Below are 14,856 nucleotides of genomic sequence, written 5' to 3' on the forward strand. Positions count from 1 at the left end.
GGACTTCTTCGCGCTAACATGCCTTTGCGTCAAAACAACCAATACGGAGAACCACATGACCAGCCCCAAGACCCTGTTCGAGAAAGTATGGGAAACCCACCTCGTGTGCCCAGAGACCGACGCTACCCCGGCGGTGCTGTATATTGACCTCCACCTCATCCATGAGGTCACCTCGCCGCAAGCCTTTACCGAGTTGCGCCAGCGTGGCCTCAAGGTGCGCCGCCCCGACCACACCATGGCGACGATGGATCACAGCACCCCCACCACCCCGCGCAATAGCGACGGGATCATCCCGGTACTCGATCCGCAGGCGATTGCGCAGCTTGATCAACTGCGCACCAACTGTGCCGAGTTTGGTATCCCGCTCTTCGATCTGGGCACCGAGGATCAGGGCATCGTGCATGTGATCGGGCCGGAGCAGGGCGTGACTCAGCCCGGCATGACGATTGTGTGTGGGGATAGCCACACCTCCACCCACGGGGCCTTCGGGGCGCTGGCCTTCGGCATCGGCACCAGTGAGGTGGGCCACGTGCTGGCCACGCAGTGCCTCTTGCAGCGCAAGCCGAAGACCTGCGCGGTGCGTGTGGATGGGCGGTTGCAGGCAGGCGTGACCTCCAAGGACATCATTCTGGCCCTGATCGCCAAGTATGGCGTGGGCGGCGGCACCGGCTACGTCTTCGAGTACATGGGCGAGGCCATCCGGGCGCTCTCGATGGAAGAGCGCATGACCATCTGCAATATGAGTATTGAAGGTGGCGCCCGTGCCGGTATGATCGCCCCCGACGAGACCACTTTCCAGTATGTGGCCGGGCGGCGCTTCGCGCCCCAGGGAGCCGACTTCGAGGCCGCACTGGCGCGCTGGCGCGCCCTGCCCAGCGATGCGGGCGCCAGCTTCGACCACGAAATGAGCCTCGACGCCACCAGCCTCGAACCGATGATCACCTACGGCACCACCCCCGGCATGGGCATCCCGATCACCGGGGCCATTCCGCGCCTCAGCGACATGCCCGACGCCAGTTCGCGGGTCGCCTTGGAGAAGGCACTCGACTACATGGGCCTAGAGGCGGGCAAGCCCATCCTCGGCCAACCGATTGACGTGGTCTTCATCGGCAGTTGCACCAACAGCCGCATCAACGACCTGCGCCAAGCCGCCGCACTCTTCAAGGATCGCAGCGTCGCCGAAGGCGTGCGGGTCATGGTTGTACCGGGTAGCCAGCAGGTGAAGAAGCAGGCCGAAGCCGAAGGGCTGGATGCCATCTTCAAGGCCGCCGGTGCGGAGTGGCGCGAGGCGGGATGCTCGGCATGTCTGGCCATGAACGACGACAAGGTACCCCCCGGCAAGTACGCCGTCTCGACCAGCAACCGCAACTTTGTCGGGCGTCAGGGGCCAGGATCGCGCAGCCTACTGGCCAGCCCGCTCACCGCCGCTGCGGCCGCGATTACCGGGCGGGTCACCGATCCGCGCACGATGCTGTAAACCATGCGGATGGCCCTCACCCCCAGCCCCTCTCCCGTGGGCTACGCCCACAGGCGAGGGGGGCGCTATCTGGGGTTCCCCCCTCGCCTGTTCGCGTAGCGAACGGGAGAGGGGGGCTAGGGGGGGGAGGGCCAGACACAGCGATCAAGCTGATACCATGCTCTAAACCAGAAAGAGGAACTCTACCGATGGACCCAATTACCAACATCACGGGCAAGGTTGTCGCCGTGCCCCTGGAGAACATAGACACCGACCAGATCATTCCCGCCAAGTGGCTCAAAGTCACCGACAAGAGCGGCTTAGGCGACGGCCTCTTCGAGACGTGGCGCTACAACGCCGACGGCAGCCCCAACCCCGACTTTGTGCTCAACAAGCCGGAGGCGCAGGGGGCCAGCATCCTCGTGGCGGGCAAGAACTTCGGGTCGGGCAGCTCGCGGGAGCATGCCCCCTGGGCGCTCCAGGCGTATGGCTTCAAGGCCGTCATCGCCCCCGCCTTCGCCGACATCTTCCGGGGCAACTCGCTCAAGATCGGCCTGCTGCCGGTGATCGTGGACGAAGAGACCTTCCACCAACTCGTCAGCCTGTGCGAAGAAGACCCGACCACCGAGGTCAGTATTGACCTCGCCCAGCAGAGCCTGAGCCTACCGGGTGGCCAGCAGGTCAACTTTCCAATAGATGGCTTCAGCAAGCACTGTCTGCTCAACGGCGTAGACCAGTTGGGCTTCATCATGCAGCAGGAGTCGGACATTGTAGCCTACGAGGCGCAGAACCCGGTGCTGATCAACACGCAGGCGTAAGCAACGCCCCTACAGACCAGCCAGTCTCCTGGCTGGTCGCTACTTTCTATGTACCCCCAAACACCCACCCACCCCGGCTTCGGCTGGCGCGAAGTTGGCCTAACCCTCCTCGTCTTCTTTGGTGGCAGCGCAGCGATCATCATCGTGATGCGCTTCATCGTGGCGCTGCTCAACCTGCCCACCGAGGGTGGCCTGCTCTCCCCACCGGCCTACATCACCGGCATCGGCTTCTACCTGATGCTGCTCTTGGGGATGTACCTGTTTGGAGCGCGGCGGGCGGGGTGGGCGGCGTTGGGGGTACGCACCACCCAGTGGTACTACTACGCCCTCGTGCCGCTACTCTTTATGATCGGGCTGAGTGCGGTTGCTGCCCTCAACATGCTGATCATGCAGATGATCGGCAGCTTTGAAAACCCGCAGGTCGAAGCGATCAGCGGCGGCACTGCAATGAGCCTGGGTGAACTCGGCGCGGGGCTGCTCCTCATCGCGGTGCTGGTGCCCCTAGTCGAAGAACTCTTCTTCCGGGGCATGCTCTACCCCCTCTTGCGCCAGCGCCTCCCCATGCTGGTGGCGGTCATCCTCAACGCCGCGATCTTCTCCGCCATCCACCTCATACCCGTTCTGCTGCCCAGCCTCTTCGTGGTTGGCCTGATCCTGGCCTATCTGCGCGAACGCAGCGGCTCGATCTGGCCGGGGGTGCTCTACCACATGTTCCAGAACGGTATGGCGATGCTGCTTATCTATGTAAGTTTGAATATGGGAGGGTAAGGGATTCGGGGTGCCGTTGCCTTCGGTGGGGGATCGGGGGCGGCGTAGCTGACCCCGAAGATTTTGTTGTTGTTGTTTGGCGGCTTCGCCGCCAAACAACAACAACATTGGGGTTTGGGGCCTAGCCTCAAGGGCTTTGCCCATACCCTACGGTGCTACTGCACCGATTCGTCAGATCTGACTATTTAGATGTATAATAGCCCCATTGTCAGCAGCAACCCAACTGCAACGGCACCAAGGAGTGTATTATGCGCTTTGTCTTCCTCACTACGCAGGATAACTATACCCTCGCCCTGCGCAACGCGGCCGCCGCGCTCTCGCGTCAATACAAGATCGATCTGACGGTCGGTGTCTATATGACCTCGGAATTGAGCGATCCGGCTCTGCGTCAACGTCTTGAGGATGACCTGAAGCGGGCCGATTTTATTATTGGTGGCATGGTCTTTGGTGAGGCGATTGTGCGCCCCTTGGAGCAGATGTTGGCCCAGGTGAGTTGCCCGGTCTGTATCATCATTAGTAATCCGACCCTCATTCGGCATACCCGGCTGGGCAAGTTCAGTTTGGGCAAGGTCTCCGATGGCAGCGACAAGGAGGGCCATAAGGGTATTCTTCAGTCGTTGCGGCCCAAACATGGCCACGGTGAGGTCTCGCGGCAGATGAATCTGATCAAGGGTCTGACTAAGATCCTCAAATATCTGCCGGGACGCTTCCGCGATCTGCATACCTATGTCGCGATGCACCAGTTCTGGGTGCATAATACGCCCAAGAATATGGAGCGTATGTTGTGTATGCTGATCGAGCGCTATATACCGGGCTATAAGGGTAAGTTGCCGGTGGAAGACCCCGACATCTATCCCGATCTGGCAATCTGGCACCCCGATGCGCCGAAGCCCTTCACCGACCTCAAGAGTTACCAGAAGTGGCAGAAGAGCCGCCGCCTCAAGCTCGATAAGGGCGTGGTGGGGTTGCTTTCGCTGCGGGTGATTATTCTGGGTGATAATATCGCCCACCTGACTGCGCTGGTGCGTGGGTTGGAGCAGCGCGGCGTGGAGGCGCGGGTGGCCTATACGGCGGGTTTGGATGGCCGCCCGGCGATGGATGCCTTCTTCTCGCATCCAGTACCGGGCAGTGAGGACAAGGTCGAGCCACTGGTTGATCTCATCGCCACGACCTCCGGCTATGCGCTGGTAGGTGGGATGGCCCAGAGTAAGGCCGATGAGGCGCGCGCAGCGCTGGAGGCGCTCAATGTGCCTTTCCTCCAGAATATCCCGCTGGTCTTTCAGAATGTGGATAGTTGGCTGGCCGATGATCGCGGCCTCAGCCCGATGCACATTGCGATGAATGTGGCCCTCGCCGAGTTGGATAGTGCCACCGAACCGCTCGTCTATGGCGGGCCATCCCAGGATTCGGGGGTGGCGGTGCCGGTTCCGGTGCAGGTGGATCGCTTCGCCGAACGCGCAGCGCGCCGCGTTGCCCTGCGGCGTAAGGCGAATGCCGAGAAGAAGGTGGCGGTTGTGCTCTTCAACTACCCGCCGAACCTGGGCAGTATCGGCACCGCTGCCTATCTCGATGTCTTTGCGAGTACCTTCCGCCTGCTCACCGAACTGCACGCGGCGGGCTACCGGGTTGATCTGCCCGCTAGTGCCGATGATCTGCGGCGGATGTTGGTGGAGGGTAAGGGCGACCCGACCACTGCCCCACTGCTCCACGGTACTGATGCGGCGGTCGGGGCCTTTTTGCCACTGGAGGAGTATCGTCGCCTCTTCCCCGACTATACCGATATTGAGCCGTTCTGGGGCGCAGCGCCGGGTGAGTTGCTGAATGATGGCAAACGCTTCCAGATTATGGGCCGCCGCCTCGGCAATGTCTTTGTCGGTGTTCAACCCACCTTCGGCTATGAACGTGACCCCATGCGGATGCTGATGGCCAAGGATGCTGCGCCGCACCACGGCTTTGCCGCCTTCTACACCTGGATTGACCGCGTCTTTGCGGCGGATGCGGTGGTCCACATGGGGACGCACGGAGCCTTGGAGTTTATGCCCGGTAAGCAGGCCGGGTTGGGGCCGAAGTGCTGGCCTGCGCGTCTCTTGGCCGGGTTGCCCAATATCTACTACTATTGTGTCAATAACCCCAGCGAGGGCACGATTGCCCGCCGACGTGGCGCGGCCACCTTGGTGAGCTACCTCGTGCCGCCGGTGCAGCAGGCCGGCCTCTACAAGGGGCTGCGGGCGCTCAAGGATAGTATTGATCAGTACCGCCAGCGCCCCGATACGGGTCTGCTGGAAGATATTCAGACTCAGGCCGATAAGCTGGGCCTTAGTCCGCAGGAGTCCTACACGGATAACCCCGATGGCTTCATCGCCACCCTGAGCCACGAACTGCTCCAGGTCGAACAGCGCCTCATCCCGATTGGTCTGCATGTGCTGGGGCGTGCCCCCTCCGAGCAGGAGTTGGTTGACATCCTCAGCCTTGTCGCCACCTTCCAACGCCCTGCACCCAGCGCCCCCACGCTCCCCGAAGCGGTCGCGGCAGGGTTGGGCTACCGCTACGCCGATCTCTCCACTGGCCTGAGCCGCGACCCAGTACTTCAGGATCGCTACCGCCAGGTGGAGAATCTGGGCAAGGCGGCGGTGCAGCGCTTGCTGATCGCGGGCGCACAGGCGGCGGATACCTTCCTACAGACCGAGGCGCGGGTCGCACCGGGAACCCTGAGCGCGACGTGGCAGCAACTCGGCGATCTGCGCACCAAGTTGGAGCAAGATCACGAGACGCCGGGGCTACTCAATGCGCTGGCGGGCGGCTATATTCCGCCCTCATCGGGCAACGATGTGGTGCGCAACCCCTCGGTGGTGCCCACCGGACGCAACCTGCACGGCCTCGATCCCTACCGCATCCCCTCGGCTGCCGCCCAGGTGAGCGGCACCAAGGTGGTTCACGATCTGCTCACCCGGCTGAGCCACGAGCAGGGCAGCCTGCCGGAGACAGTCGCACTCATCCTGTGGGGCACCGACAACATCAAGACCGAGGGCGAGGGGGTGGCGCAGGCGCTGGCGCTGATTGGCGCGAAGGTGGTGATTGACGAGTTGGGCAAGGTGGCCGACGTGGCACTCATTCCGCTGGAAGAGTTGGGCCGCCCGCGCATTGATTTGGTGGCCACGGTCAGCGGCATCTTCCGCGACCTGATGGCCATGCAGGCCCAGTTGATAGACCGTGCCATCCGCCTCGCCGCCGAAGCCAACGAGCCAGAAGAGCGCAACTTTGTGCGCAAACACGTCCTCGCCCAATCCAAGGAGCTAGGCGTGAGCATAGAAGAAGCCGCGATGCGCGTCTTCTCCAACGCGCCCGGTACCTACGGGGCGAATGTCAACACCATGGTCGAGAGCGGCTCGTGGGAAGATGATACCCAGATCGGCGACCTCTTCATGACGCGCAAGGGCTTTGCGCTGGATCAGCGTGGCGAATGGCAAGCGGCGCGCCCGGTACTAGAGCGGGCGTTGAGTACCGTACAAGCCACCTTCCAGAACGTGGATGGGGTGGAGGTGGGAATCAGCGACGTAGACCACTACTACGAGTACCTGGGCGGCGTCACCAAGAGCGTCGAGAAGCTACGCGGCACGCGGCCCACTGTCATGGTCGCCGATGTCGAAGCCTTCAGCGGGCCGGGGGGCGGGCGCGTGCGCTCACTCGAACAGATGGTACGTCTTGAGAGCCGCGCCAAACTGCTCAACCCCAAATGGTTTGAGGGCATGCTGGCGCACGGCTACGAAGGTGCCCACGAGATCGAGATCCGCGTCAGCAACACCTACGGCTGGAGCGCCACCTCCAACGCCGTCGAGGGCTGGGTCTACCAGGGGGTGGCCGAGACCTACCTGCTTGATGAGTCCATGCGCGAGCGACTGGCGGCACTCAACCCACACGCAGCGGCGGGCATTGCCCGGCGGCTACTCGAAGCCAACGACCGAGGCTTCTGGGACGCCGACGAGCAGACCCTAGAGCACCTGCGGGATATCTACGCCGATCTGGAAGATCGGTTGGAGGGGGTGGGGGCGTAGAGAGGTATGTTGGTGTAGAGACGCAATATGTTGGTGTAGAGACGCAATATGTTGGTGTAGAGACGCAATATGTTGGTGTAGAGACGCAATATGTTGGTGTAGAGACGCAATATGTTGGTGTAGAGACGCAATATGTTGGTGTAGAGACGCAATATGTTGGTGTAGAGACGCAATATGTTGCGTCTCTACACCAACGTCGCACTCACCGCCACAAAATGGCACACACTCCCCGCAATCACAAACAGGTGCCAGATCGCATGCGAAAACGGAATGCGCTGGTTATGGTAGAAGAGCGTCCCGCCGGTATAAGCCAAGCCACCCGCCACCAACCAAGCCAGGGTTGATGCGGGCAAGGTCTGAGTCATGGGCACAATCGCCACCACCACCAGCCAACCCATCGCAATATAGAAGAGTGTCGAGATCAACTTAAAACGATTGGCGAAGATCAGCTTAAAGACCACCCCAGCGATGGCGAGGCTCCAGATTACCCCAAAGAGGCTCCAGCCCCATGCCCCGTGGAGACTCACCAAGGTAAATGGGGTATAGGTACCCGCGATCAGTAAGTAGATCGCACAGTGATCAAAAATCTTCAAGCGTTTCTTGATATGATCTTGGGTCGCACTATGGTAGAGCGTTGAGGCCGTATAGAGCAACACCAAGGTCAAACTAAAGACCGCCGCACCAATAATGCGCCAGACATCGCCGCTCAGGATAGCCAACCCAGTCAGCACACTCCCTGCGGCTAAACTGGCAACCGCACCAGCTCCATGGGTGAGGGTGTTGGCTAACTCCTCATGTCGGTGTGCAGCCTGAGATTTCATGGCATCCTCCTTGTTCGTACAAAGTAGGGGCGAAGCATCGCCCTCTATATGACAGGCGAACCCGAACGAGATTTGGCGGGCGATGCTTCGCCCTTACGAGCATACTGATCTATTGCGGCGGCTGCAAGTGTCGCAGGGCTAGACATGGGGATGTCTAGGGGCATCCCCGTTCTTCGCAGGAGAGGGAACCTGACCATGGATAGACGTTCTCCACGTCGTCAGATCTTCCGATGGTGGCTATTGGGGTACGCATTCCTCAAGTTGCTCGCTATTCTACTGGTGCTTGCGGGCCTCGGCGCAACCTACGAGAGTTTTATGACGCTGGGTGACGCCCAACGTTTCCCGCCCCCTGGTCGCATGGTTGACATCGGTGGCCGCCAATTACACTTGGTCTGTCAGGGCGATACTGGCGGCCCTACCGTGGTGCTAGAGACGGGTTATAACAGCACCAGCTTAGCTTGGATACCACTACAACAACAACTCGCCACCGAGCAGCGGGTCTGCGCCTACGACCGAGCTGGGAGTGGGTGGAGTGATCCCGGCCCTCTCCCACGCACACCAGAGCATATTGCGGATGATCTCCACGCCCTCCTCGCAGCAGCCGGTGAGCCTGAGCCATACATCCTAGTCGCCCATTCGCTAGGCGGGCGCTATGTGCGGATGTTCGCCCTGCGCTACCCAGAGGAGGTTGCCGGTCTGGTACTGATAGATGTCCGCAGCGAATATTATGATCAGACCATCTCAGCAGCGGATCGAGCCGCAATGCTAGAAGACTATGCAGCCAGCGGCCAACAACAACTCTGGCTGCGCCGTCTCGGTTTACTGCGGCTGATGATGTCTGATTACCCTGATCTGTACCAGATCGCGGCACTGCATAACGCCAGTGCCGCCACGCAAACCGCCATCGCCAGTGAAATGGCCAGCCGCGAAGAGAATGATGCGGAACTCCAGCATACATCGCTTGGCAACCTGCCACTGCGAGTCCTGGTTGCCACCGATAGTAGCGCCGTCCCCAACTGGTTGGCAAGCCAACAGGCACAAGCGGCCAGTTCCAGCGCCAGCGCCTTATGGCAGATGCCGGGCGGACATGGTGTGTCACTAGAGAATATGCCAACCGTGATTGCCGCGATCCGGGAGGTTCGCCAATTGTGGATAGACGGACATTCGAGCGAGAGAGAGTGAGAAGGTGCTAGAGGAGGGAGATGGACGGATGGTGTTCTGAAGCTATCCAGCTAAAAGTCTATGCCTGAAAGACCCCCTCCTCCGGGTGGCGTAACGAATCCACCAGCGCATCACTCGCCGGGGTCGGCTGATCAATATCCAGGCGGCTCACCACCCAGGTGACAAAGAAGTTCACTGGTATCCCGAAGATGCCCGCTGCACTATGGTTGATACCCAGGATACCCCAATCGGGGAAGGTGTAGTTGAGCAGCATATACCCCAGCGTCACCATGAGGCCGCTGATCATCCCCGACGCCGCCCCGCGACTGGTCGCGCCCTTCCAGAAGATCCCCAACACCAGCACCGGGAAGAAGGTTGCCGCCGCCAACGAAAAGGCCCAGGCCACCATCTGCACGATGATCGCCAGGCGCTGAATCGCGGTCAGTGCGGCGAGGACGGCGGCACTGAGGATCATGAGCCGCCCCAGCATCAGTCGCTCACGCGGAGTCGCCTTGGGGTTGAGCGTGCGGTGGAAGATGTCGTGGGCGACGGCGGCGGCGATCACCATGAGCAGCCCGTCGGCGGTGGAGAGTGCCGCCGCCATGCCCCCTGCGGCCACGAGCGCCACGATAGTCGCGGGTAACCCGGCGATCTCTGGGGTTGCCAGCACCACCAGATCTTGGTCAATCTGCAACTCGTGGTACTGGAGCCGTCCATCGCCATTGCCGCCTTGTTCGGGCGCATCGGCAATACTCAGCAAGCCTGTTGCGGCCCAATTCTCGGTCCACTGTGGCAGGTTGGCAATCGGGCGATCCACCACCTCCTGCAAGATCTCCAAGCGCGAAAATGCCGCATAGGCCGGGGCAGTCAGGTAGAGGATGGCGATCCAGGCCAAAGCCCAACTCACACTGCTGCGCGCCTCGCCCACGTTCGGGACGGTGTAGAAGCGCACGAGAATGTGCGGCATACCTGCGGTGCCCAACATCAAACAGAGTGTGAGCGCCAGAAAGTTCCACGGCGTCCAGTCGTTGAAGGGCTGGCTGTAGCTCTGAATGCCTTGGGCCAGTTCGAGCGCCTCGATCTGGTGCATGGCTTGGCCATACATCAGTTGGGGCAGTGGCACCCCGGTGAGCTTGACCGAGAGCCACGTCACCGGCACGATGTAGGCGATCACCATGATGATCCCCTGCACCCCTTGGGTCCAGGTGATCGCCTGCATCCCGCCCAAGAAGGAACAGAGCAGCACCGCCGACAGCCCGACAATCACGCCGAGCATGTAGTTGACCCCCAGAAAGCGGCTCATGATGATGCCGACCCCGGTGACTTGGGCGGTGACATAGGTGAAACTGATGATGATACTGATCACCGCGCTAATGACGCGGGTGCCCGCACCGGGGTAGCGCCTGCCGATGAAGTCGGGGATCGTAAATTGCCCGAACTTGCGCAGATAGGGCGCGAGCAGCAGGGTGAGCAGCACATAGCCACCCGTCCAGCCGGTGATATAGGCCAACCCCTCATAGCCGAGCAGGTAGATCGCCCCGGCCATACTGATGAACGAGGCGGCACTCATCCAATCCGAGCCAGTCGCGAGGCCATTGAGCATCCCCGGAATGCGCCGCCCCGCCACATAGTACTCGTCGAGTTGGGTGGTGCGCCCGCGCAGACCGATCAGTGCGTAGAGTCCCACGGTGATCAGCATGAAGATCCAACTCATCACACTGACCGGGATCGTCAAGACATGTTCGAGTTGGCTGATCACAAAGACCAGCAGCCCAAAGCCGACAGCAAAGCCACTATAGGCGGCAAAGATGCGCCGCCGCCGTTGGCGTTCGCTGGGGCTGTGGCTAGGGATGAGATCATACTGGCGTTCAAGTTGCTGCATGCGCCAGTGGTAGAGGAAGGTGAGGGTAATGAAGATCAGCAGTGAGCCTTGGGCACCCATGTAGTAGCCGAGCGGAAAGCCGGTAAGCACACGAATCTGGTTGAGTGGTTCGGCCAGTAACGAGGGCAGCGTAAAGCTGAAGAGCCAGATCAGGAGATACGGCACAATCAGGCGCAGATTGGCCGCCCAGTAGTCGCCCAACCATTCGGGTGCCACCGGCAGTGGCTCGCTGGGGATGTTTGGTGCCGCATCTTCACGTATGGGCCGTGGTGGGCGGGTGGGCATGTCGAGCAAACTAGCCCGCCGATCCCGTACCCGCTCAAGCGGGGGGAAGAGTTTGTTGAGCAGCCACATCGCAATCGCGATGGTGCCGCCGATGGTGAAGATGAGTTGGAGTAGACCCATATGGTGTTGTTAGGCAGGTTTACCCTGGCTCTCTGGAGCTAATCGCAACGTAAAGGTGAAAACTGTTCCCTGGCCTTTACCGGCACTCCAGACACTAATATCGCCCCCCTGGGCATCCACGAGGTGGCGTACAATCGCGAGGCCGATGCCACTACCGCCACTCTGGCGGGCGCGCGATTTATCTACGCGGTAGAAGCGTTCAAAGACATGCGGCAGATGTTCGGCAGCAATCCCAACCCCCGAATCGGCCACTTCAACTGTCATCTTGTCGGTGGTGGCCCAGGCGCGTAACACCACCTCGCCTCCAGCCGGGGTGTAGCGGTAGGCGTTGGAGAGCAGGTTGATCAGGATCTGATCGAGCCGATCCGGGTCGGCCCAAACGAGTGGGAGCCGCAGCGGGACTTCAATGCCCATCCGTACTTGGTTGGCGCTGAAGATCGGTTCAAACTGCACACAGATCGCCTCGATAAGCTGGACAAGATTGACGCTGCGCGCCACCACCGGCAGTTGTCCGGCTTCCACCCGCGAGAGTAGTTCCAGATCCTCGATCAGACGTTGCAGGCGGTTTGATTCATGCAGAATCAGGTTGAAGGTCTCGTGATTGGGTTGCACTACCCCATCAATCAGACCCTCCATATAGCCACCGATGGTAGCCAGGGGCGTGCGCAGTTCATGGGTAACATCGGCCAAGAGCGCCAAGCGGCGCTGCTCAGTCTGATCGAGCGCGTCGGCCAACTGATTGACACTCCGGCTCAGTTGGGCGATCTCGTCATCCGAGGTGATGCGGGTACGTTCGCGGTAGAAACCCTGCGCCAGCCGCTTACTCACACTCGTGAGCGTAATCAGTGGCTCAACGATCCGCCGCGAGACAAACAGGCTCACCACCACCGCCGCCGCTAACGCGGCAAAGCCACTGACGAGGAGCGACTGCTGCACCACCGCCTGAAATTGCTGGAGCGGCGGCGTCTCGATCAACCCACTCGGATCGAGGCTACCCGTCTCCGCCGCCGCTGCCCCCAGGGTGAGCGGGGCCGAATGCACCAACCCGATACTCGCCAGGAAGGTGGCGGTCGCCAACAAGACCACATCGGCAATCACTACAATCACCAGATGCGAGAAGAAGAGTTTCCAGCGGAGTTGGTGCGGCCATCTCATCGCGAGCTGCCCACAAACTTATAGCCCACCCCGCGCACCGTCTGCACATACGAGACATCGCCATCATCTTCAAGTTTGCGGCGTAGCGTACCGACATGCACATCCACCACCCGGTCAATCCCGGCAAAATCTTGCCCCCAGACGCGCTGGAGCAACTCTTCGCGGGTAAAGACGCGCCCTGGGTAACTAGCCAGCGCATAGAGCAGATCGAACTCACGCGGCGTCAGGTCAATCTGAGTCTCACCCCGCTTCACCTCGCGCCGTTCGGGATCAATCGAGAGTGAGTTGAAGATCAGCATCGGGCGCTCGCTGTTCTTCCCCGTCGGAGCACGGTGGCGGCGCAGGATCGCCTTGACCCGTGCGACCAATTCACGCGGGCTGAAGGGCTTGGTCAGGTAATCATCGGCACCCACCGAGAGACCGATGAGCTTATCCACCTCATCGGTACGGGCGGTGAGCATCAACACATACACCGCCGTCTCTTGATGTAGACGGCGACACACCTCAATCCCATCCAAGCCAGGCAGCATTACATCAAGGATGACCAGATCGGGGCGACTGGCGCGGGCGAGGGTCAGCGCACTCGGCCCATCATAGGCGCGTTGCACCGCAAAGCCCTCGGCGGCGAGGTAACTGGCCACAAGATCTACGATGGGCTGCTCATCGTCAACAACCAAGATCGTCGCGGCATCCATGATTTATAACCTCATGCCCCGCTGCCGAGTAGGAATTATCAGCGCGGTACACCGTCTTCGGAGGGGGAGGCGGGGGCGGCACAGCCGCTCCCGAACATCGTTATTTATTGATATTTGGTGGCGGAGCCACCAAATATCAATAAATATTGGGGTTTGGGGCTACGACCCAAGGATGTTATCCATGCCCTACAAGTTCGCATACTATACCACAGAGCCGCCCTAGCGCCTATGCTATAATGCGTGTATTCGATTATTAGGAACAACCCCACCCCTATAATACCGCTTATGGAAGATTTCGAGCAGCTTGATCACTACCAACTCTTAGGGATCAGCCGCAACGCTTCAGACGACGAGATTAAACAAGCCTATCGCCAACAGATGCGGCGCTATCATCCCGACCGCGTCGCCGCAGCTAACCCCGCAGAACAGGCATATGCGACCCAACGGGCGCTCCGTATCAACGCAGCCTACCAGACGCTGAGCGACCGCAGCGAACGCTTGATCTACAATCGTAGTCTGAGTGGCCATGTGCCATCCCCACCCCGCCCGCAACAACCGGCGCACCCTCGCGATCATCAAGCCGAGCTCTATGAACGCGCCCACGAGCACCTTGATGCGGGGCGAACCATGCAGGCGGTGGCGACACTGCGCGAGTTGCAACAACTCAATCCCTTCTACCGCGATAGTGCAGTTCTATTGGTGCAGGCTGAGGCGCAGATGAACCAGCGCCCCGTTGCCCCCGCACCGATCCAGCGCACCACACCAGCCCTGCCCAGCCGTCGCACCTTAATTGTTGGTGGCGCGGGGAGCCTGTTGTTGGCACTCTTTGGCGGCGTCACATGGTGGATGCGGCGCAACCCGGCATCGGCCTCACCGGCCATCCCCACCGAGGCCCAACCCGCTGCCGGGGTGGCAGTGGCGACAGCAACAGGAACCGCGACGGCGCTCCCCTCCACCGCCACCAGCGCCCCCAGTCCCACCGCCACCCGCACCCCTAGCCCCAGCCCCAGCCCCGCACCGACCGCCACCCGCACCCCCACGCCAACCCCCGTTGCCGAAACGGGGCGGGTGATCTACAGCGAGGATTTCCGGGGCAGTGGCTGGCCCAGTAGTTCCGGTTCGGGCTGGAGTGTTGGAGCAGGCGGCGGAGCCTACACCATCACCTCGCAGGCCGGTGCGGGCAACATCTGGGTCTACCGCACCAGCCCCGGCGGAGCCGAGATGCTGATGGGCGTGGATGTCACCGTACAGGGCGGCGAAGCCGGGCTGATCGTGCGCTTCACCGACCGCGACAACTACCTCGCCTTTGTGGTCGATCCAGCAGCCGCCAGTTTCCGGCTCGAACTCCGCCGTGCGGGTCGCGCCAGCACCCTACTGGCCGACGAACACCCCGCCATTCTTAGCGGCACCAACCGCCTCGCCGCCCGCCTTGAGGACGAAGAGATCATCCTGCGCATCAACGGCCAGCAGGTCGCCGAACTCACCCTAAGCGACCCACCGCCCAGCCAGCGTTACGGCCTCGTGGCGGTCAGTGGAACCCGCACCTCGGTAGAGGCCACCTTTGAGGATCTACAACTGCGGGCGCTGCGGTAGGGGGAAGTAGGGGCGAAGCATCGTCCCTACTTCTGTGTCGTGGTGACGTT

Annotated in this window: 10 protein-coding genes; 6 read left to right on the forward strand and 4 right to left on the reverse strand. The window is 61.1% G+C overall.

Going from position 1 to position 14,856, the window contains the following annotated elements; genetic code table 11:
* Positions 1-55: 55 nt before the first annotated feature.
* From leuC to EKD03_RS03680, 4 genes are all read left to right on the forward strand, one after another.
* Positions 56-1,477: a 3-isopropylmalate dehydratase large subunit gene (leuC, locus tag EKD03_RS03665; RefSeq protein WP_129627646.1), complete on the forward strand. Its 1,422-nt coding sequence runs from the start codon at positions 56-58 to the stop codon at positions 1,475-1,477.
* 188 nt (positions 1,478-1,665) lie between these two features.
* Entirely contained in the window at positions 1,666-2,274 is a 609-nt protein-coding gene (gene leuD / locus EKD03_RS03670; protein ID WP_129627649.1) for a 3-isopropylmalate dehydratase small subunit, read from the forward strand.
* 48 nt (positions 2,275-2,322) lie between these two features.
* Positions 2,323-3,042 (forward strand): CPBP family intramembrane glutamic endopeptidase, encoded by a 720-nt coding sequence (locus EKD03_RS03675; protein ID WP_129627652.1) that lies wholly within the window; start codon positions 2,323-2,325, stop codon positions 3,040-3,042.
* A 245-nt stretch (positions 3,043-3,287) separates the two neighbouring features.
* On the forward strand, positions 3,288-7,094 hold the full coding sequence (locus EKD03_RS03680; RefSeq protein WP_274542392.1) for a magnesium chelatase subunit H: 3,807 nt from the start codon (positions 3,288-3,290) through the stop codon (positions 7,092-7,094).
* A gap of 185 nt (positions 7,095-7,279) precedes the next feature.
* Here the strand turns inward: EKD03_RS03680 and trhA are convergent, their stop codons facing one another.
* Positions 7,280-7,915, reverse strand: coding sequence for a PAQR family membrane homeostasis protein TrhA (gene trhA, locus EKD03_RS03690; protein ID WP_129627658.1), 636 nt, complete (start codon positions 7,913-7,915; stop codon positions 7,280-7,282).
* Between the two features lie 195 nt (positions 7,916-8,110).
* Here trhA and EKD03_RS03695 point away from each other — a divergent pair, with 195 nt between their 5' ends.
* On the forward strand, positions 8,111-9,097 hold the full coding sequence (locus tag EKD03_RS03695) for an alpha/beta fold hydrolase (RefSeq protein WP_161569175.1): 987 nt from the start codon (positions 8,111-8,113) through the stop codon (positions 9,095-9,097).
* A 58-nt stretch (positions 9,098-9,155) separates the two neighbouring features.
* On the opposite strand, the gene EKD03_RS03700 is transcribed toward EKD03_RS03695, so the two are convergent.
* Genes EKD03_RS03700 through EKD03_RS03710 form a run of 3 tightly spaced genes read right to left on the reverse strand, consistent with a single transcriptional unit; the run spans position 9,156 to position 13,213 of the window.
* Positions 9,156-11,363 carry a VC_2705 family sodium/solute symporter gene (locus EKD03_RS03700; protein WP_129627664.1) on the reverse strand — a complete coding sequence of 736 codons (2,208 nt, stop codon included), beginning with the start codon at positions 11,361-11,363 and terminating at the stop codon, positions 9,156-9,158.
* A gap of 9 nt (positions 11,364-11,372) precedes the next feature.
* Positions 11,373-12,518, reverse strand: coding sequence for a sensor histidine kinase (locus tag EKD03_RS03705; protein WP_129627668.1), 1,146 nt, complete (start codon positions 12,516-12,518; stop codon positions 11,373-11,375).
* A complete protein-coding gene (locus EKD03_RS03710; protein WP_129627671.1) occupies positions 12,515-13,213 on the reverse strand; it encodes a response regulator transcription factor in 699 nt (232 codons plus the stop codon). The genes EKD03_RS03705 and EKD03_RS03710 overlap by 4 nt, the downstream gene beginning before the upstream one ends.
* Before the next feature lie 285 nt (positions 13,214-13,498).
* Here EKD03_RS03710 and EKD03_RS03715 point away from each other — a divergent pair, with 285 nt between their 5' ends.
* Entirely contained in the window at positions 13,499-14,806 is a 1,308-nt protein-coding gene (locus EKD03_RS03715; RefSeq protein WP_129627674.1) for a J domain-containing protein, read from the forward strand.
* The last annotated feature ends 50 nt before the right edge of the window (positions 14,807-14,856 follow it).

Source organism: Candidatus Oscillochloris fontis (assembly GCF_004138135.1).
GTDB classification, from domain to species: Bacteria; Chloroflexota; Chloroflexia; order Chloroflexales; family Chloroflexaceae; genus Oscillochloris; species Oscillochloris fontis.